At 39.3% G+C, this 20,022-nt stretch carries 16 protein-coding genes; 12 read left to right on the top strand and 4 right to left on the bottom strand.

Annotated features, from left to right (window positions below; all coding sequences use genetic code 11):
* Positions 1 to 94 precede the first annotated feature (94 nt).
* From H3T46_RS05175 to H3T46_RS05155, 5 genes are all read left to right on the top strand, one after another.
* Complete coding sequence (locus H3T46_RS05175) at positions 95 to 2,950, top strand: 2-oxoglutarate dehydrogenase E1 component (protein WP_198197750.1); 2,856 nt, start codon at positions 95 to 97, stop codon at positions 2,948 to 2,950.
* Between the two features lie 44 nt (positions 2,951 to 2,994).
* Positions 2,995 to 4,200: a 2-oxoglutarate dehydrogenase complex dihydrolipoyllysine-residue succinyltransferase gene (gene odhB, locus H3T46_RS05170; protein WP_198197748.1), complete on the top strand. Its 1,206-nt coding sequence runs from the start codon at positions 2,995 to 2,997 to the stop codon at positions 4,198 to 4,200.
* A 45-nt stretch (positions 4,201 to 4,245) separates the two neighbouring features.
* Positions 4,246 to 5,970 carry a dihydrolipoyl dehydrogenase gene (gene lpdA / locus H3T46_RS05165; protein ID WP_198197746.1) on the top strand — a complete coding sequence of 575 codons (1,725 nt, stop codon included), beginning with the start codon at positions 4,246 to 4,248 and terminating at the stop codon, positions 5,968 to 5,970.
* An 82-nt stretch (positions 5,971 to 6,052) separates the two neighbouring features.
* On the top strand, positions 6,053 to 7,063 hold the full coding sequence (locus H3T46_RS05160; RefSeq protein WP_155580945.1) for a L,D-transpeptidase: 1,011 nt from the start codon (positions 6,053 to 6,055) through the stop codon (positions 7,061 to 7,063).
* 92 nt (positions 7,064 to 7,155) lie between these two features.
* The gene (locus H3T46_RS05155) at positions 7,156 to 7,383 is read left to right on the top strand and encodes a DUF3126 family protein (RefSeq protein ID WP_110439075.1); all 228 of its coding nucleotides are present in this window, start codon (positions 7,156 to 7,158) and stop codon (positions 7,381 to 7,383) included.
* Positions 7,384 to 7,394: 11 nt separating this feature from the next.
* Here the strand turns inward: H3T46_RS05155 and H3T46_RS05150 are convergent, their stop codons facing one another.
* Positions 7,395 to 7,925 (bottom strand): DUF2939 domain-containing protein, encoded by a 531-nt coding sequence (locus H3T46_RS05150; RefSeq protein ID WP_196424173.1) that lies wholly within the window; start codon positions 7,923 to 7,925, stop codon positions 7,395 to 7,397.
* Positions 7,926 to 8,379: 454 nt separating this feature from the next.
* On the opposite strand from H3T46_RS05150, the gene H3T46_RS05145 reads away from it, so the two are divergent.
* Positions 8,380 to 9,060: an SH3 domain-containing protein gene (locus H3T46_RS05145; protein ID WP_198197744.1), complete on the top strand. Its 681-nt coding sequence runs from the start codon at positions 8,380 to 8,382 to the stop codon at positions 9,058 to 9,060.
* Positions 9,061 to 9,148: 88 nt separating this feature from the next.
* A complete protein-coding gene (gene pyk / locus H3T46_RS05140) occupies positions 9,149 to 10,594 on the top strand; it encodes a pyruvate kinase (protein ID WP_155572321.1) in 1,446 nt (481 codons plus the stop codon).
* A gap of 31 nt (positions 10,595 to 10,625) precedes the next feature.
* Here pyk and H3T46_RS05135 read toward each other — a convergent pair whose 3' ends face one another.
* The 3 genes from H3T46_RS05135 to H3T46_RS05125 form a co-directional block, all read right to left on the bottom strand.
* Positions 10,626 to 12,245, bottom strand: coding sequence for an ATP-binding protein (locus tag H3T46_RS05135; RefSeq protein WP_198197742.1), 1,620 nt, complete (start codon positions 12,243 to 12,245; stop codon positions 10,626 to 10,628).
* A gap of 85 nt (positions 12,246 to 12,330) precedes the next feature.
* On the bottom strand, positions 12,331 to 13,233 hold the full coding sequence (locus tag H3T46_RS05130; RefSeq protein WP_155569662.1) for a prephenate dehydrogenase/arogenate dehydrogenase family protein: 903 nt from the start codon (positions 13,231 to 13,233) through the stop codon (positions 12,331 to 12,333).
* 39 nt (positions 13,234 to 13,272) lie between these two features.
* Complete coding sequence (locus H3T46_RS05125) at positions 13,273 to 14,325, bottom strand: flippase-like domain-containing protein (RefSeq protein ID WP_155567365.1); 1,053 nt, start codon at positions 14,323 to 14,325, stop codon at positions 13,273 to 13,275.
* Between the two features lie 156 nt (positions 14,326 to 14,481).
* Between H3T46_RS05125 and hpnA the strand changes: the two genes are divergently transcribed.
* The 5 genes from hpnA (at position 14,482) to hpnE (ending at position 19,976) form a co-directional block, all read left to right on the top strand.
* On the top strand, positions 14,482 to 15,474 hold the full coding sequence (gene hpnA / locus H3T46_RS05120; protein WP_198197740.1) for a hopanoid-associated sugar epimerase: 993 nt from the start codon (positions 14,482 to 14,484) through the stop codon (positions 15,472 to 15,474).
* A 49-nt stretch (positions 15,475 to 15,523) separates the two neighbouring features.
* Entirely contained in the window at positions 15,524 to 16,780 is a 1,257-nt protein-coding gene (locus H3T46_RS05115; protein WP_232350012.1) for a glycosyltransferase, read from the top strand.
* A 3-nt stretch (positions 16,781 to 16,783) separates the two neighbouring features.
* On the top strand, positions 16,784 to 17,671 hold the full coding sequence (locus tag H3T46_RS05110) for a squalene/phytoene synthase family protein (RefSeq protein ID WP_198185018.1): 888 nt from the start codon (positions 16,784 to 16,786) through the stop codon (positions 17,669 to 17,671).
* Positions 17,672 to 17,799: 128 nt separating this feature from the next.
* Positions 17,800 to 18,675 (top strand): presqualene diphosphate synthase HpnD, encoded by an 876-nt coding sequence (gene hpnD, locus H3T46_RS05105; protein ID WP_198197737.1) that lies wholly within the window; start codon positions 17,800 to 17,802, stop codon positions 18,673 to 18,675.
* An 11-nt stretch (positions 18,676 to 18,686) separates the two neighbouring features.
* Positions 18,687 to 19,976: a hydroxysqualene dehydroxylase HpnE gene (gene hpnE / locus H3T46_RS05100; protein WP_155569658.1), complete on the top strand. Its 1,290-nt coding sequence runs from the start codon at positions 18,687 to 18,689 to the stop codon at positions 19,974 to 19,976.
* Positions 19,977 to 20,022 lie beyond the last annotated feature (46 nt).

Raw genomic sequence — 20,022 nt, 5'->3', positions numbered from 1 at the left:
AATTGAAGTGGCTTATAGGTGCACTTGTTATATTAATAGGTAAATTAAACTCTGAATAGTGAGTTTTTAGTAGAAATAATTAAGGGGAAATATTATGGCGATTGCTGATCAAATTGCCAGTGTATTCAGTGGATCGAATGCTGCGTATCTTGCGGAATTATATGCAAAGTGGAGGCAGGACGCTAATAGTGTTGACCCGTCATTTGCACAGATTTTTTCTGCGATGAATGATGATAAGACAGTTGTAATGGATGATGTAAGGGGACCTTCATGGGCCCCTCGCAAACCTGTAAAAATTGAATTGGAGCCCGATGACAAGCCCGCTTTGACGAAAGAGGGAAAAGTAACAGCCAAACAACTTTATCAGGCCGCGAATGACAGTCTGCGAGCCGTAGAGCTTATAAATGCATATCGGAGCTTTGGTCATTTTAATGCTGTATTGGATCCCTTGTCCATTCATAAGCCTACAGAGTGCAAGGAATTAAATCCTGAAACTTATGGATTTAAAAAAGAGGATTTGGATCGCCCAGTTTTTATGGGAGATGTTACTAAGAATTTCCTTCCAGGTGAAATTCATACTCTTGGTGAAGTCATTCCTGTATTAAGGCGGATTTATTGCAGTTCAATTGCCTGGGAATATACATATCTGCAAAATAGTGAACAACAGCAATGGTTTCGTGAAAAGGTTGAAAGTCAGAAAAACCATGTTCTGAATGCGGATGATAAGAAAACAATCTTACAGGAACTTGCAGAAGCTGTAGGGTTTGAAACTTTTTGTCAAAAACGTTACGTTGGTGTAAAGCGGTTTGGATTGGATGGCGGGGAATCACTTATTCCTGCCTTACGTACCCTTATTCGACATGCAGTTGCAAATTATGATATTCAATCTGTGGCGATGGGCATGGCACATCGTGGACGTTTAAATGTTTTAACCAATATCGTTGGCAAGTCTTTTCCTGCCTTATTTAGTGAATTTGCAGGAAAATCTTATAAATCTGACGATATTCCTGGTGTTGGAGATGTGAAATACCATCTTGGATATCGAAAACAGGTTCAAATGAATGGACAGGATGTCGATCTTGTCCTGGAATTTAACCCGTCCCATCTTGAGGCGGCTGATCCTGTTGTAGAGGGAAGGGTTCGTGCCATGCAAGATGCTAATGGTCAGAAACATCTGGCTGTTTTAATGCATGGAGATGCTGCCTTTGCCGGACAGGGTGTGGTTTATGAAACTTTTGCCATGTCCAGGCTTCCCGGATATAAAACAAACGGGACAATTCACGTTGTTACAAATAACCAGATTGGATTTACCACATCTACAGAATATGGACATTCTGGATATTATTGTACGGATGTTGCTAAAGTTGCTAAAGCTCCCGTCATTCATGTCAACGGGGATGATCCTGAGGCTGTTGTTTCAGTCATGCGGCTTGCCGTTGATTATCGGGAACGTTTTGCAACGGATATCGTTGTTGATATTGTCTGTTATCGTCGATTTGGACATAATGAAACAGATGAACCGACATTTACCCAGCCAATCATGTATCAGGCTGTTCATAAACATAAGGATATTTATCAGCTTTATGCAGCGAAATTACAAGATGAAGGAGTGATTTCTGCTGTAGAAACGGAAAAATATTGGTCTGATTTCCAGAATTATTTACAAAAATCCTATGAAGAGGCTGATAATTATCATCCAGGAACTCCAGAATGGTTAAAAGGTGACTGGAAAAAAATGCAATGGCGTGGAAAAAATCGTAAAGATTTTTCCACGGCAGTTTCAATTGATGATTTAAAGCGGATTGGTAAAGCGATTAGCTCATACCAAACAGGGTTTAATTGCCATCCGAAATTGGTTCGTCAACTTGAAGCTAAGGCCAAAATGTTTGAAACAGGAAAAGGGTTTGACTGGGCGACTGGTGAAGCCTTGGCCTTTGGTAGCCTTTTGTTGGAGGGGCATCCGGTTCGTCTTTCCGGTGAAGACTGTCAACGGGGTACATTCAGTCATCGTAATGCAATGCTGTTTGATCAGAAGACGCAGCAACCTTATATTCCTTTAAATCATATTGCCACTGATCAAGCGAAATTGGACATCTATAATTCATTGCTGTCTGAATTTGCGGTTCTGGGATTTGAATACGGTTATTCTTGTGAAAATGCAAATGCCTTGGTCTTGTGGGAGGCGCAATTCGGTGATTTTGCCAATGGCGCACAGATTATCATTGACCAGTTTGTTTCGGCTGCTGAAAGTAAATGGCTCCAGCAATCGGGGTTGGTGCTTTTATTGCCACATGCCCAGGAAGGACAAGGGGCTGAACATTCATCTGCTCGACTTGAACGTTACTTGCAGCTATGTGCAGAGGAAAATATGCAGGTTTGTAATTTTACAACTCCCGCAAACTATTTTCATGCCTTGCGTCGGCAGTTGAAACGGAATTATCGTCAACCGTTGGTTGTCATGTCCCCGAAATCTTTATTAAGACATCCTCTTGCACAATCAACATTGGCAGAATTTGCGGATAAAACGGAATTTTTACAAGTTATTGATGAAATAGATGCCTCTGTAAATCGTCAAAAAGTCAAACGAGTTGTATTCTGTTCAGGTAAGGTTTATTACGATTTGTTGATAGCTCGTCGTGAAGCCAAGAAAAATGATGTGGCTTTGGTTCGTGTCGAACAATTATATCCATTCCCAATCAATATTGTTAAGAAATTGATACAATCATATTCTGGGGCACAGGAATTTGTATGGTGCCAGGAAGAACCTCAGAACATGGGGGCATGGCAGTTTATTTCTGGTAAGATTGGAGCGATTGTGCAAACGGTTAAAAATAGTCCAATCAAAATTGAATATGCCGGGCGTACGGCTCAGGCAAGTCCTGCAGCAGGGTTGATGTCTGTTTATAAGGCAGGTCAGGAACAATTGGTTAAACAAGCCTTGAATTTATAAGAACTATATTGAGAAATAATAAGATTTAATTAGGAAAAACAAATATGTCCATTGAAATTAAAGTACCGCAATTAGGTGAAAGTATCAGTACGGCCACAGTTGCCAGATGGCTAAAAAAACCTGGTGAGGTTGTGAATATGGATGAAGCGATTGTAGAGCTTGAAACAGATAAGGTCAGTGTAGAGGTTCCGTCGCCTAAAACAGGTGTGATGGGTGCACAGCTGGTACAAGAAGGGCAGGAGGTCAGTGTTGGGACCTTATTGACTGTATTGGAGGATGGGGCTTCGGTTATTGAATCAGCTCAATCCAAAAGTGTGTCTGTACAGGATGCTAAACAGGCAGAACCTTCGGTTTCAGTGCCTGCTGATAATAAGCCAGTTTCAATGCCGGCTGCCCGTAAAATGATGGAAGAAAAAAATATTACGGTTGATCAGGTGGCTGGTACGGGACGGGGTGGCCGTATTACACGGGATGATGTGGTACAATTTCTGGATCAAAAAGAAAATCCGGCCAAGGCATCTGGTCCTGTTGCACCTCGTCAGGATGATCCTCGTGAAGAGCGTGTCAAAATGACCCGGTTACGTCGTACGGTTGCACGTCGCCTTAAAGAAGCACAGGAAACAGCGGCAATGTTGACGACCTTTAATGAGGTTGACATGTCTGCCGTCATAAATATGCGGACCCTGTATAAGGAAGCCTTCAATAAGAAACATGAGGGTAGCCGTTTGGGGTTTATGTCTTTTTTTGTAAAGGCAACTGTATCTGCCCTTCAGGAATATCCAGCAATCAATGCACAAATTGATGGTGAAGATATTATCTATCGTCATTTTGTGAATATGGGAATTGCGGTTGGTGGCCCAAATGGGCTGGTTGTTCCCGTGCTCAAAGATGCGGATCAAATGAGTTTTGCTCAGATTGAGGGGCAGATCATTGATTTTGCAAAACGTGCACGCAGTAATACGCTGAAATTAGCTGACCTTTCAGGGGGTACCTTCTCGATTACAAATGGAGGAATTTACGGTTCTCTGATGTCCACCCCAATTTTAAATATGCCGCAATCAGGAATTCTGGGGATGCACGCGATCAAAGAGCGTCCAGTTGCAGTCAATGGACAGGTTGTTATCCGTCCAATGATGTATCTTGCTCTTTCTTATGACCATCGTATCGTGGATGGTAAGGAAGCGGTCAGTTTCTTGGTTCATATCAAGGAACGTATTGAAAATCCAGAACGCTTGTTGTTGGATGTTTAAGGGGTCGTGTGAAATTTATTATAAAGGATAGGAAAGGTAAAAAACATGACCATAAATATTGTCGTACCTGTTTTGGGGGAAAGTATAACATCTGCTGTTGTTTCAAAATGGTTGAAACAGCCGGGCGATCAAGTTGCTGCGGATGAGGCGATTGTTGAGCTTGAAACGGATAAAGTAAATGTTGAAGTGCCGGCCCCCTCTGCGGGAATTGTCGGCAAACATGTTGTCGAAGCGGGCAGTGAGGTTTCAGTAGGTGCATTATTGGTGACATTGGAACCATTGGGAAAAGGAGAAACAGTCACAAGAAATGATACAAGAGTGTCATCTGTTTCGGGCTCAAATCCTGAGCAAAAACCAGTTGACGCTTCCGCGCCAGCAAGTGAATATGATTATGATGTTCTTGTAATTGGTGCGGGACCAGGAGGATATGTTGCCGCCATTCGTGCCGCACAACTGGGCATGAAAGTCGCATGTGTAGAAAAACGGAAAACATTGGGTGGAACATGCTTGAATGTTGGTTGCATCCCTTCAAAAGCTTTATTATATGCTTCCGAGCAATATGAAGCTGCCCGGCATCAATTTGAAAAATTGGGGGTTGTTGTTAAGAATGTCTCAGTTGATCTGAAAAAAATGCAGGAGCATAAACAGTCAGTTGTTGAGGCGAATGTTAATGGGATCGAGTTCTTATTCAAAAAGAATAAGGTAACGCGTATTGAGGGCGAGGCAACCATTGTTGTCGCAGGAAAAGTTTCCGTTAATGGGCAAGAGATTAGCGCGCGTTCCATTATCATTGCAACTGGCAGTGAGACGGCAGGATTGCCGGGAATTGAAATTGATGAAAAACAGGTTGTAAGTTCAACAGGAGCCTTGGCTCTTTCTGAAATACCTCGTCATATGGTCGTTATTGGTGGTGGTGTGATCGGGGTTGAACTTGGAAGTGTTTGGAAACGTTTAGGTGCCAGGGTTACTGTGGTTGAATACTTTGATCGGCTGGTGCCTGGTTTTGATCAGGAAATTTCATCTACATTAGCCCGTCTTTTGATCAAGCAAGGTTTTGAACTGAAACTGTCTCATAAAGTTAGTAAAATTGACAAGATGAATGGACAGCTTAAGATCGCAATTGAAGCCGCTCAAGGAGGGAATCAGGAAATTCTTGAGGCAGATGTAGTCTTGATGGCAGTTGGTCGCCGTCCTGTAACTGCAGGTCTGGGACTAGATAAAATTGGTGTGGAATTGGATGAAAGGGGAAGAATTAAAACAGACGCTCAATTCCAAACCAATATTCCGGGTATTTATGCGATTGGAGACGTGATAGCTGGTCCAATGTTGGCGCATAAAGCAGAAGAGGATGGTGTGGCAGCTATAGAATTTATTGCAGGTAAAAAGCCGCATGTTGATTACAACCTTGTTCCAGGTGTTGTTTATACAGAACCTGAGGTTGCCATGGTTGGTAAAACAGAAGAAGTATTGAAAAAAGAAAATGTAGCCTATACGGTTGGCAAATTTCCATTCAGCGCTAATGGTCGTGCCCGTGCAATGGGTAAAGCAGACGGTTTTGTAAAAATTCTGGCCGATAAACATACCAACAGAATTTTGGGTGTTCATATGATTGGTCCAAATTGCAGTGAAATGATTGCAGAAGCCGTATTGGCAATGGCTTTTGGTGCTTCTGCCGAAGATATTGCCTTGACTTGTCATGCGCATCCTACCTTGTCCGAAGCGGTTAAAGAGGCGGCCTTGGCAACACAGAACCAGGCAATCCATATGTAAACTAAATTATTCTGTTTTTATTTGTAAAATATTATATATAATTAATGAATAATTGTAATATTTTACATAATAAGGAGAGAGGATGAAGCATTATCGATTAAGGGTTTGCATATTATTGTGCTCTTTAATCTTTATTATGCAGCCTTTTGCTAAACCATCTCTCTCCTCTTTCAATGTTACTGATCAACTGACTTCTTTGAAACGACATTATTATTGTCCAATTGATGATCGTGATTTTTCTCCAATTATATATGACTATTTTTCAAGTCTGACAGGGAATCAATGTCATATTGATTATACTCAGTTTGAAAATAAATTCTCGATCTTTGGTAATAAACATTTTGTCACTTTACCTCCTTTACCAGTCCTTACACCGGATAAGGCCTATTTTGAGGCCAGAAGGCTTCAGCGTTTATTAAGCAAGAATGTTCCCCGTGCAAGAATTTATAGCAATAAACAAAATATGGAATGGATTAGACTGGCCAAAAAAGAAGTTGAAAAATCAGGTATTCTCTTGAAACGGGCACAGATTTTAGTTGTGGTTGATCGCAATCCCAAGGTTCAAGCTTTATGTTTTGTGCTGGCTTTTCCTCAAGGCACGGGTCAATGGATGGCATTTGGGGGAGGGCATGTATCTACAGGAAAAAAAGGACGTAAATTATATTATGTCACACCGACAGGTGTATTCATGAATACTACGGAAAGGTTGGGATATCGCGCGTTGGGTACCAAGAATAAATTAGGGATTCGTGGTAACGGAACGAAAGGAATGCGAGTATGGGATTTTGGTTGGCAATGGGCCGAAAAAGGGTGGTTGCCTAATCATGTAAAAGGTCAGATTCGGTTGGAAATGCATGCAACAGATCCTGTATATTTGGAACCAAGACTGGGCAATTCTGCATCTGAAGGATGCGTTCGTATTTCTGCCCATATGAACCGTTTTATAGATCATTATGGTATCATAGATGTTTTATATGAGCAGGCCGCAAAACAGAATAAACGGTTTGAAGCTATTTTATCTAGAAATCGCCAGGTTACACCAATTGCTGGTGACCTGTTGGTTGTTGTTGATTCTTCAGAGAAAATTAAATGATAATTTCAAATAAAGAACTGGTAATTTGGTAAAGGGTTGGTTAACTAATATGGAATCATTTTCAATTTTCGATTTCAAGATAAGGAAAGTCTATGAATATTACTGAAAAAGAAGGCAAGTCATTACAGTCATATTTACAGAAAAAATTAGGGAATAACAATTTGAAGGTTATTTTGCCTAAACGTCAGGGACAGCCTGTTGAATTATGTATTCAAGAGGGAAAAACACTTGAGTCAATTGGAACAGTTTATCGTGATGAGGATGAAGGTGAAATTTCTTATGCGATCTCAATGACAATATTAGAAGAAGATCTTGTATAATCAGAACTAGTCTATTTATTCTGTTGGAAAAGTTGGGCAATAACCTGATCAGGTAAAGATATGTTTGTAATTTTCCAACGCCATCTTTGTAATTTCATTGTCAGGCTTAAGGGTGGCATGTTTTCACCAGGAATTATAATTCTTGCGTGCATTGTAAAAGGCGAAGAAAAATAGATATGGCTCGACATATAAATTTGTAATGCATTCTTCTTATTTTTCAAAGAAGAGGATGATGGCAATGTAGGCGGGGATATATAATCAAGTAAAACATGTAAACTATTGTGATTGATATGATGATCAATAGCATTACTTACCGCTTCAGTCGCAAAAGACGTTCCAAAATCCGGTAATTCATCCAGGTCTTCTTTTGAAGGGCTGTGAAAATCCTGAGTGAGATATTTTTTTAAGTGATCTTGAATAGAATGCCAGTTCAAATTTTTGGTTAGATATTTAGTATCGTGGGTCTGTATCGCCTTAGAAATTGACCATAGGGTCAAATATGGATAGGCAATGTATATCGTACATAATACAATTATAACCATTAACCATTTCATATATAAAAACAGATTTTTTCTATATTTTTTTTGGGATATGTATAAAAAAGTCATATTCTTGTTATTTAACCTGTTTGAATAAGATTTATGGTAATATGTCTCTTGCCTTTTTGAAAGAAGGCATTGAATTTATTATAACATAATTATTATTTTATATTATAGTAACGATTTGATCCCTTGATTTATATTTGAAAGACAAGATAAAATGCAATGCGGTTTTTTAGATCATCTTATTAAAAAAAGCTTAAATTGTTTTTTATACATTTCATTTTTTATATCAATATTTTGTTTAAATATTTTATGTTTTTCCACGACCGCTTTTACTCAGGAAAAAAATCAGCATAAACAGCTTGTTCATAAAAAAAGTATCAGGAAAAAAAGCCACCCAGTTTCTCACAAGAAAAAAAAGGTTCATATACAGGAAAACTCTCAGACTCAATCTGTGAATAATAATGAGGAGGGGGGCACAGCTGCAGCTGGAACAGCAGTGGGAGTCGCAACCGCTTCAGCGGCCGCAATCCCTGCTGCAAGCAGCATTCCTTCTCAGGAACCAGAAAAGGGTTCTGTAACAGGTTTGCCTATTCCTCATTTTCTTTCTTTACGTGCGGATGTGGTGAACATGCGAGCAGGTCCTGGAACCCGTTATCCTATTATCATGATTTATCACAGACGTCATATGCCAGTAAAAATTCTTAGGGAATTTGATGTCTGGCGTCTTATTGAGGACGTGGATGGACAAAAAGGATGGATCCAGCAGGCTATTTTATCCAGAGAGCGTTTTTTCATTACAACTGGAATGCCGCTCAGTGTCATGGATGATAAAGATAAATTACAAGACGAAACAAAAGAGAAATCAGAAGTAAAAAGCACAGACAGCTATATTTCAGAATATGTATCCAAAACACAAAATTCCCAATTATCGGGTCAGGGTATTATTGTAAGAACTGTTCCACAAGAGTCGGCTGATCCAGTTGCGATTTTGAAACCCGGAGTTGTTGGAAGTATAAAAGAATGCCAACCCAACGCCAGTTGGTGTAAAGTTAAAATTAATACCTATATAGGATGGATACCAAGATCAAATATCTGGGGCTTGCTTCCCCAGGAAATTATCCAACCTCATTAATTTTCTTATTGAATAATGATATATAGGAATAAAGAATTCAAATTTGATACGTTTGAATTCACAATTAAAAATGTAAGGAACTAATATTATGAAAGATAAATCATTAATCTTAAGAGATCGTCGGGCAAAAATTGTATCAACTTTGGGACCTGCTTCCTCAACAAAAGAAATGATCAAGGCTTTATTTTTGGCTGGGGTTGATGTTTTTCGTTTGAATTTTTCCCATGGTACACATGAGGATCATGCAGAACGATATCGTATTATCCGTGAAATCGAAGAGGAAACAGGTAAGGTTATTGGTATTTTGGCCGATATTCAGGGACCTAAACTGCGCGTAGGGAAATTTGCAAATGGTAAGGTTACTCTAAAAAATGGAGCAATTTTTCGTTTGGATTTAGATCCGGCATTAGGTGATGAACATCGTGTCTGTTTACCTCACAAAGAGATTATCCAAAGTGCAAAGCCAGGGGCAAGATTATTGCTTGATGACGGTAAGTTACGTTTAACGGTTCGGAATGTTGGTGCAGATTATTTGGAAACCGAAGTTACCGTCGGCGGTGTTTTATCTGATCATAAAGGTGTGAATGTTCCTGATATGGTTTTGCCCATTCCAGCATTGACAGAAAAAGATCATAAAGATTTACGTTTTGCATTGGATCTGGGTGTTGATTTTATCGGGCTTTCCTTTGTTCAGCGTCCAGAGGATGTTCAGGAAGCCAAGGTTATTTCCAATGGTAGAGCCTGGATTATCACCAAAATGGAAAAACCACAAGCAATTGAAAATCTTGATTCAATTCTTGAAGTTACAGATGGTGTAATGGTTGCCCGTGGTGATCTTGGTGTTGAAATGCCTCCTGAAGAGGTGCCCCTAGTTCAAATTCAGATTATTCGCAAGGCGCGTAGTCTTGGTAAACCAGTGATTGTGGCAACTCAGATGTTGGAAAGCATGATTTCATCACCAACACCTACCCGTGCTGAAGCTTCTGATGTTGCAACTGCTGTATTGGAGGGCGCTGATGCGGTCATGTTGTCTGCTGAAAGTGCTGCAGGTCAATATCCGAAAGAAGCAGTTTCCATTATGAACCGTATTATTACACGGGTTGAAAAAGATAAAGAGTGGACAAAATTAATGGAAGCCACGCGTGAACAGCCTCAACGTAATATTGCTGATGCCATTGTTGCCGCTGCCCAGAAAATTTGTGCGACTTTGTCTGCACCCGCTGTTGTGGCCTATACGCATAAGGGAACAACTGCCCTGCGCATGTCGAGAGAACGTCCAAACAGTATGATTTTCAGTCTAACGCCAAGTGTTGAAGTGGCTCGTAGGTTGGCATTGGTGTGGGGTATTCATCCATGTACAACAAATGAGGCTTGCATACCTTCTTGTACTGTTGAACATATTGTTGATGAAGCCCGTAAAACGACGCAAGAACACAATATTGTCAAAAAGGGTGACCAAATTGTTGTTGTTGCCGGTGTTCCTTTTGGTCAGACAGGTAGCACGAATTTGATTCGTGTTACGGAAATCAACTAGTCTTTTAATAAAAATAAAATAATTCAATTTTTTAATACGGGAATTTCTTTTCCCGTATTTTTTTTATTGTTTCAATTTGATCGGCAAGAAGAGAATACGTTATCGGTTGTCGAATAATAAAATTTTTCTCGTCTGTAAAATCGGATAAATTTACAAAGTTCTTTTCATAACCGGTAATGAAAAGAATTAGTAGATCTGGATAATTGTTGTGAAGTGTTGAAATTATATTTTGATTGTTGAATTGCTGTAATATCCTGGTATCAATAGTGATAAAATCGAAATTTGAGCTATTGTTTAGTAATGTTGTCGCCTCTGGATAAGTTTTAACCATGGTCGCTGTATAACCAAGATCTTCAAATGCCTCGCCTAAAAGTGTACGAAGATGGTAATCTTGTGAAATAATTAATGTTTTATAGCATAATTGCTGGGTATCATTTGTGAAAAAATTTTCCACAACCAAAGGGCGTCGATATCGTGGCAGATATAAATCAATAATAGTGCCTTCCATATACCTGGAATGCAGCTTTAAATATCCGCGTGACTGTCTGGTAAAACCATAAGCCATTGAAAGGCCGAGTCCGGCTCTTTTTCCCAAGGGTTTGGTTGTAAAAAATGGATCTGTAACACGGTCAATATATTCAGGCTTGATGCCTTTACCATTATCCTTTATACTTATTTTTACGTAGTCATCAGGTTTAATGGAAAGCTGATTGGCAAGAGTATGGTCAATAGATAAATTTTTACTGGATATATTTATTCTTCCTGTCAGGGATAGTATCGCTTCACAAGCATTTGTAAAAATATTGATCAGTGCGGTTTTAAATTGTTCTGGATCGCAAAAAACAGGCCAAATATCTTGACTCAAAGAAAAATCAAGAAAAATGGTTTTATCTGAATTCTTATGAAGTATGTTTTGAAAAATATCAGTCAGAATTTGAATGATGTGATTGGGGTTTGTAACGTGCGGAATGAGAGTTTGCCTTCTTGAGAAGGAAAGAAGCTGATTTGTAATGACTGAGGCTTGGGATGCCGCTTGTTGGGCAGCATTGATATAAGTGGGTAATTTTTCCAGTTTTTTTTGTTGAATTCTCAATTCCATTAATTCCAGATTTCCAATTATTCCACCAAGCAGAGTGTTGAAATCATGAGCTATGCCACCGATTAAATGCTCGATTGATTCTGTTTCTGGTTTTTTGTGATCGGTTATATTTGTAATGATTCCAAGGATACCGCTTATTTTATTATGTTCATTATGAACAGGATTAAAGGTAATGGTAATTTTTTGTAAGGGATGAGAGGATGAATTTTTGGCGTGCTGCTGTTGAAATGTGTAACTGAAGGATTCTCCTTGATAAACAAGTTTGATGATTTTATTGAAATTCTTGTTCTGTTCTGGCCAAACCTCCAGTAGAGGACGCCCCAAAAGGGCAGGATGTTTAAAATCAATAAAGGGAATATAGGCTTCATTATAAAAAGTGATATACTTTTCTCCCCAAAAAAGAATCATGGGAAGTGAAGAATTCATTAACAGGGAAATTGTTGTATGTAATGTGGACGGCCAATTTTTTTGTTCTCCCAGCGTTGTGTGTTTCCATTCAAATGTATTCATCAGTTTTTGAATCGATGGGAGTTTTGATGGCAGTACGTTCATTTTATGATTATCTTATTTTAGGGTGCTGAGGAAAAAGCCGATAAATTAAAATAAGATATCTTAATGAATAAGACCAATAAAATGATTATGCTTGCTTATTATTGATAAGGGATTTACGAATTTCCCGTCCTTTTTTAATTGTTTTTACAATATAGTCCTCATCTTGCCAGCGAATCGCTTTTGCCATTGCCTGGGCATCTTCGGTAAAGCGAGCCAGCATTTCCAGAATGGCTTCACGGTTATTGAGAAAAATATCCTTCCACATAATTGGATCAGATGCTGCAATCCGTGTAAAATCCCTAAATCCGGACGCCGCGTAATCCAATACCTCGGAACGTGTTTCATCGGCCAGACTATCTGCTGTATTGCAGATAGTAAAGGCAAGTAGATGTGGCAAATGACTTACAATTGCGCAGATTTTATCATGATGTCTTATATCAAGAATGCGCGTATTCGCCCCCATGGCCTGCCAGAATCGCTCGATCTTATAAACGCTTTCTTTTTCGGTTGAGGTGGTGGGGGTTATCAGGCACCAACGATTTTCAAACAGAGATTCAAAACCAGCATCAGGACCGGAAAATTCTGTTCCGGCCATGGGATGTGCTGGAACAAAGGAAATATCAGAAGTTAGATAGGGAGTAATGGCGGCGATGACAGAAGCCTTGGTGGATCCTGTATCGGTAAGAATGGCTCCTTTTTTCATATGTGGAATAATTTGTTTGGCAACTTCTTGCATGGCACCAACAGGTATTGCGAGGATGACGCAATCTGCATTTTTAACTGACTCAACAGGGTCTGAACTGACTTTGTTGGCGATTTTTAATTTCTTAACGCGATGACAAACTTCAGGGTGATTATCAACAGCAACCGTATATTCTGAAATAGTGGGATCTTTTTGAATGCGTCGAAGAATTGAAGAACCGATTAATCCCGGGCCAATGACGGTGATATTTTTAAAAATTGGAATTGATGTAATTTTATTGGTCATAATGTTAATTTGTTTACTTGAAATTATTCAGAAGAGGGATCAACAATTTTTTTTATTTTTTGAATATTTATTCAAATAATGAATTTCAGTAATTTGCCATAATAGAAGGGTTGGCACCCCAATTAAAATATCTCTGGCCCTGCGCAAGAGAGAGAGGCTGAAGGATAAATGGGGATCAATGCCAAATATACTGCCTAAAAGAACGTATGCGCCTTCTTGTATACCAACACTAGCGGGAACAAGAAACCCGATGGAAAGGGCAACACATACAAAAGCCTCGATAATAACGGCCTCCTGAATGTTGATTGAAGCTCCCAGGAATTTATAGCAAAGCCATGTTCCAATTGCACCAGCTAACCAGCCTATTAAATGGATAATACAGCTTAACAGAACATTTTTTGGATTCGACCAGATTTGATTGATTGAATTTTGAAAGGAATCTGCATTGGCATTAACTTGATCCTCCCATTGTTGGGCAATATTTTTGCTGAGAAAATTGACAAGTTTTTTAATTAAGGCGCTTCCTTGTCGTTGGGACCAAATAAGGGAAATGCTGCCTATCAACAGAAAAAAAATTCCAATGATGATAAACCATTTAAGATTAAGTTTGGTGCCGGGAACGGTAATATTTTGTAAGGTCTCATGATATTGTCCAATTATCAGGAAGCATATGCCAACAATGATAAAAACAATTTGTCCAAGTGTCTCGGTGGTAATATCAACGATATTCGAGCTGACGGCATGGGCAATTGAAAGATCTTTAGGGTTTTTAATATAACGGTAACCTTTAAAACATACGGCACGGATACTTAAAAGAATTCCGCCAACTTGTGAAAAAGGTAGACAGGTTGCCGCAGATTCCCGTAAGAAACGGGCCCATATCAAGCGCAGCATGCCTATATCAGGACAGATGACATGCCAGGCATAACTTAGTAAAAGAATGACAATAACCTGCCATGAAGAAAGAATGAGTAATCCTTTTATTCCCACCGAGGAAAAAGATTGAACAATACTGTCCATACCAACCCAGACAGCTCCGCCAATGAGAAGGGTAAGTCCGAGAAAGAACAAAATAATTGAGATTTTTTTCAAAACAAACCGTATGTTATTTTATTAGAAAGTTATTTTATATTATTAAATTATTTGCATACTAGTTAGAAATAGAGCTAATTACAATACACGTTCCTACGTATCTTAGTTATTGATTTGCAAAACTTAAAAAATATAAACATGATGAATGAGGTCGAGATGGTCGCGCCAACGTTTGTGACAGGAGCAACAGGCTTTGTAGGTTCTGCCGTAGCCCGCAATTTAATTGCCCATGGACATCAACTTAAATTATTGGTTCGGGCGAATAGTAATCGTCAAAATGTGCATGGATTGGAGGCTGAATTGGTCGAGGGGGATCTGGCTAATCCCAAAAGTTTTGCCGATGCGTTGCAAGGGTGTCGATATCTTTTTCATGTGGCAGCTGATTACCGGTTATGGGTACCGGATCCTAACAGAATGATGCATATTAATGTCGAAGGCACACGTCAGTTGATGCTGGCCGCAATGGAAGCCGGCATTGAAAAAATTGTTTACTGCTCTTCTGTGGCAGCCCTTGGATTGGTTGGGGACGGCAGTGTTGCTGATGAAACAACACCTGTTCATCATATAATTGGTGCTTATAAACAGTCAAAATATCAGGCTGAACAGGTTGTATTGGAGCTTGTAAAAAACAAAAAATTGCCGGCGGTGATTGTTAATCCCTCTACCCCCATTGGTCCTGGCGATATAAAACCCACTCCTACGGGAAAAATGATTTTGGACTGTGCCTCTGGAAAAATGCCCGCTTATGTTGATACAGGCTTGAATATTGTGCATGTTGATGATGTTGCCAATGGGCATCGGTTGGCTTTGGAAAAAGGACGTATTGGTGAAAAATATATTTTAGGTGGTGAAAATATGTTATTACGGGAACTCTTTTCAATTGTCGCTGAAATTGCTGGTGTAAAACCTCCCTTAATAAGACTTAATCAGAAGGTTTTGTGGCCGGTAGCTGTTATTTCGGAGTGGTTGGCTCGTACACTTAATATAGAGCCACGGGTTACGCGTGAAATGCTGATGATGTCTTATAAAAAAATGTTTTTCTCTCCTGTCAAGGCAGAAAGGGAACTTGGTTATACATTCAGGCCTGCAAAAGAGGCCTTGAAAGATTCCCTGTTATGGTTTTGGAAGCAAGGATATCTTAAACAATAAAATAATTTAAAGACTTGAAATTTAAGATGAATATAAATGGTGCAATATTATGTTAGTATTGGCAGGTGTTTCTTTTGCAATCTGGATAGGATTGATTTTTTTTCATGGTCGTTTTTGGAGTAGGGGACCGATTTTATATCCTCTATCCCGGGAAGAGCAAAAGAAGCAGGATTGTTGGCCAGAATTGCATGTTATTGTCCCGGCGCGTGATGAGGCGGAAACAATCGAGAACGTCATTTTATCCTTGTTAAATCAGGATTATGCTGGACGGTATGATGTTACATTGGTTAATGATGGAAGTACTGATGGAACCGGAACACTGGTCAGGAAACTGAGGGAGACCTTGTCGGAAGATCAACGTGAAAAACTACAAATTGTTGATGCATCTTTTCGTCCCGATGGATGGAGTGGTAAATTGTGGGCCTTGTCACAAGGAATAACAAAAGTTACCCAACAGAGGTCAATGAAAAATTCTTTTTTCTTTTTTACTGATGCCGATATTTTTCATGAACCGACTCATCTTTCCTCTTTGGTAAATAAGGCTTTACGGGATAATTTGAATTTAGTATCCGAAATGGTAAAGCTTCGTTGTGAAAGTTTTTTTGAAAAAGCCTTGATTCCTGCCTTTATTTTTTTCTTTTGTATGCTTTATCCCTTTTCAAGGGTGAATAAGGCTTCGAGCACTGTTGCGGCAGGGGCGGGCGGAACAGTTTTAATTCGAAAAGAGGCCTTGGATCGGATTGGTGGTATTGCAGCGTTGAAAGATGCATTGATTGATGATGTAACCTTGGCGTCTTTGGTTAAAAGAAATTGCGGAAAAATTTATCTGGGACATAGTTCTCAAGCTGTTTCATTAAGGCCTTATGAATCTGTTGAATCCATTTGGAACATGATTACACGTTCTGCTTATGTTCAGTTGAATTATTCATTGGTTTGGTTAATGGTAACCATTATCTTGATGACGCTGATTTGGTTCACGCCTTTTTTACAGGTTGTTTTTTCCCAGGGACGTGTGCAGCAACTGGCATTTATCACCTATATGATGTCAATTTTGTCATTTGTTCCGACCTTATCTCGTTTTCAAATTTCCTATTTATGGATTTTGGTTTTACCATTTATTGCTTTGTTCTATTTGTTTGCGACAATTGGTTCAGCAATTAATTATTACCGGGGGAAGGGAATGGTCTGGAAAGGCAGGGCTTATACAGACAATTCCGGTACAGCTCATGAACAGGAAACCGGTATGGATTTAGGAGATCTGGTTTCAGTACGGAATGGGCACAAAAATGCAAAACAGAAGGATTAATTTATGCGTTCAGTGAATAATCATTGTGATCTGTATGATTTTTCAATTTGGGGGAATGAAGATGTTTCTTCTGGCAAGGGGGCAAAAGATGAGAATTTTCCTGTAGGATCTTTATTGATTAGCCGTAAATTGAGACCTCATGTACAGGCATATTATAATTTCGCAAGGGTTATTGATGATATCGCTGATTCCGAAATGTTAAGTTCGGAAGAAAAAGTTAAACGATTGAATGGAATGCAGGCTGTTTTATGTGATGATGTGCCGGCACCCGATCGGGCTGATGTCCAGTCTGCAAGATATTTACGTAACAGTTTGTTGGAAACGGGTGTATCTTTTGATACTGCAACGGATTTATTGATTGCATTTCGTCAGGATGCAGTAAAAAATAGGTATGAAACTTTTGCCGAGCTTCTCGAATATTGTCGATATTCTGCCAATCCTGTTGGTCATTATCTACTTGATCTTCATAAAGAAAATGCTGATACAAAGCCAGCTGCAGATGCGTTATGCACCTCTTTACAAATTCTTAATCATTTGCAGGATTGTAGGTCTGACCTCATTCGCCTTGATCGCTGTTATATTCCGTTGGATATGCTGCGTGCAGAAAATGTTGATGTGCAGGCGGTTAAAGACGAGGGAACAATAAGCGGATTAAGGAATGTATTTGATTATATTCTTGACTATATTGATGATTTAAACAGGGAAGCCGAACAATTAATACGATTGACGTCCAATCGACGGTTAAGAATGGAGAGTTCTGTAATTCTTACGCTTGCATGTTCCTTGACTGAGCATTTGAGAAAAGAGGACCCATTGGCAACAAGAGTGAAACTGAATTATAAGGATGCGATCAAGGCTGTTCTATATGCTTGTCCACATATTTTAAGATAATAGTCCTGAAAAAGATAAATTATTGATATAGGGTAATAGATTATCCTATTATTTAATTTGCTAATTTTTGTTTTCTTGCTTAAAACTGTCTTAATTTATTTTTAACTATGGAAAGGTCCGATCAAATTATGCAAAAGCCGCTAGCTGAAACTGCACAGATAATGGGATGTAGCGAGCTTGATTTGATCTTTGTCGAGGCAATCGTTCGTCATGCCAAGACATCTTTTGCCGCAGGCATGAAAATGTTATCCCCTGAACGTCGTTACAGTATGTTCGCCTTGTACAGTTTTTGTCGCATTGTTGATGATATTGCGGACGATATGGGTGAACCTGAGGTTAAACAGAAACAATTGCAGAAATGGCGCGATAAAATTGAGCTTCTGTATAATGGAAAGGCTGATGGTTCCGTTGAGAATGTATTGCTGGGCTCAATTCAACAGTTTGGATTGAGGAAAGAAGATTTTCTTGCCATTATTGATGGTATGGAAATGGATGTATTAAATCCTGTTATTGCTCCTGATGAAGCCAATCTCGATTTGTATTGTGATCGGGTCGCTTCGGCAGTGGGTCGTTTGGCAATCCGGATTTTTGGGGATTCATCAGAAGCGGCTGAAAAAGTCGCTTATCATTTGGGCCGGGCACTACAGATAACAAATATTTTGCGCGATCTAGAGGAAGATATCGAACGAGGGCGCTTGTATTTACCGAAAGAATTGTTGGAACGTTTTCATATTTCCCTGATTCCTGAACGATGTATGCAGAATCCCTCAATTCAAGAAGTTTGCAATATTATGTCATATCGTGCCCTGGATCATTTTCGTTCTGCCGCGAACTATATGAGGCAATGTAAAGTTGATGCCATTCGGCCTGCAAAAATTATGGCAGCTACTTATCGCTTTTTATTGGGTAAACAAAAAAAATTGGGGTGGAAAAAACCTTTTAAAAGAGCATCCTTATCGACAGGGGAAAAAGTTATTGTTGGTATGGTTGGATTGATGGTATAGCGTTCAATAATATGGCAAAGAAACATATTCATATTATTGGTGGGGGGCTGGCTGGCTTGTCTGCCGCTGTCTTTTTATCTTCAAGGACAGATGCGCAAATCGCGCTTTATGAAGGAAGTCCAACATTTGGTGGGCGGGCCCGTTCTTTTTATGATTCAAAATTGGATCGTTTGATCGATAACGGTAATCATTTAATTCTTTCTGGAAATGATGCCGTTTTTGATTATTTGAACAAAATAGATTCCATGAATAGTCTGACCAGTTCAGGAATTCCCCTATTTCCCTTTTTTGATCTTGATGAAAACAAACATTGGGATGTTAGTTTATCAAATGGAAGATTCCCTTGGTGGCTATTTAGTAAAAACCGTCGGGTTCCAGGTTTTAAATTTCCCGAATTGATGGCTTTGTGGCATTTAATTAAGGCAAATCATAGTCAAACTGTTGCCGATTGTTTGGTAAATGGTGAATTTTCCCGTCGTCTTCTGAAACCATTTGCCATTTCTGTTTTGAATACTTCTTGTGAGGTTGGTAGCGCAATTTTGCTGGGTTCTGTTGTGCGTCAGTCTTTGCTAAAGGGAGGAAAGGCCTGTGTTCCCTATTTTCCAAGGGAGGGATTGTCAGAAACCTTTGTAAAACCGGCTTTATCTCTGATAAAATTGCAAGGGGGCAAAGTTCATGCGACATCCCGTCTTTCTGAATTGCATCGGAAAGACGGATATATTGATTATTTTATCGTGAATAATGAAAAAATAGAACTTAATTCAGAGGACCAGGTTATTCTTGCGGTTAATCCTTATACGGCAAGACAGGTTTTATCTCCAATTTTACCTGACATTCCCTTGCCAGATGAATTTGAAAGTATATTGAATCTTCATTATAAAGTTGATTTTGCCTTGCAAATGAAGGGGAGTGTCGAAAAGGCAAGGTTCATCGGTGTTATTGGTGGAATTAGTGAATGGATTTTTGTTAAAGACGGGGTGATTTCGGTAACTGTAAGTGCCGCCAATCGTTTTACGGGGTCCGATCCTGAAAATTTATCAAAATTAATTTGGCAGGAAATCAGGAAAACCCTTGAACCTTTCCTTTTTTCCCTTTTGCCTGAATACGTACCGTCCTATCGTCTGTTGTGGGAAAAAAGGGCCAGTTTTGCTGCAACGATAGAACAAAATAAACGTCGTCCTTCCTGTTATACGATATGTCCAAACCTGTTTTTGGCAGGAGACTGGACCGCTACAGGTCTTCCTTCAACAATTGAGGGGGCTATCCGTTCGGGATATAAGGCGGCTCAGGCTATTTTATAGCTTATAAACTCGGGATAATTAAGGTTAGATTTTTTATCAAAATTCA

Origin of the sequence: Commensalibacter sp. M0133, from assembly GCF_016101485.1 — a bacterium.
Lineage (GTDB): Bacteria > Pseudomonadota > Alphaproteobacteria > Acetobacterales > Acetobacteraceae > Commensalibacter > Commensalibacter melissae.
This window is presented reverse-complemented; position numbering and strand designations above follow the sequence as displayed.

Coding starts and splice junctions, on each gene's coding strand:
- H3T46_RS05175 (WP_198197750.1), top strand. CDS start 95: ATGGCGATTGCTGATCAAATTGCCAGTGTATTCAGTGGATCGAATGCT.
- odhB (WP_198197748.1), top strand. CDS start 2,995: ATGTCCATTGAAATTAAAGTACCGCAATTAGGTGAAAGTATCAGTACG.
- lpdA (WP_198197746.1), top strand. CDS start 4,246: ATGACCATAAATATTGTCGTACCTGTTTTGGGGGAAAGTATAACATCT.
- H3T46_RS05160 (WP_155580945.1), top strand. CDS start 6,053: ATGAAGCATTATCGATTAAGGGTTTGCATATTATTGTGCTCTTTAATC.
- H3T46_RS05155 (WP_110439075.1), top strand. CDS start 7,156: ATGAATATTACTGAAAAAGAAGGCAAGTCATTACAGTCATATTTACAG.
- H3T46_RS05150 (WP_196424173.1), bottom strand. CDS start 7,925: ATGGTTATAATTGTATTATGTACGATATACATTGCCTATCCATATTTG.
- pyk (WP_155572321.1), top strand. CDS start 9,149: ATGAAAGATAAATCATTAATCTTAAGAGATCGTCGGGCAAAAATTGTA.
- H3T46_RS05135 (WP_198197742.1), bottom strand. CDS start 12,245: ATGAACGTACTGCCATCAAAACTCCCATCGATTCAAAAACTGATGAAT.
- H3T46_RS05130 (WP_155569662.1), bottom strand. CDS start 13,233: ATGACCAATAAAATTACATCAATTCCAATTTTTAAAAATATCACCGTC.
- hpnA (WP_198197740.1), top strand. CDS start 14,482: ATGGTCGCGCCAACGTTTGTGACAGGAGCAACAGGCTTTGTAGGTTCT.
- H3T46_RS05115 (WP_232350012.1), top strand. CDS start 15,524: ATGTTAGTATTGGCAGGTGTTTCTTTTGCAATCTGGATAGGATTGATT.
- H3T46_RS05110 (WP_198185018.1), top strand. CDS start 16,784: ATGCGTTCAGTGAATAATCATTGTGATCTGTATGATTTTTCAATTTGG.
- hpnD (WP_198197737.1), top strand. CDS start 17,800: ATGCAAAAGCCGCTAGCTGAAACTGCACAGATAATGGGATGTAGCGAG.
- hpnE (WP_155569658.1), top strand. CDS start 18,687: ATGGCAAAGAAACATATTCATATTATTGGTGGGGGGCTGGCTGGCTTG.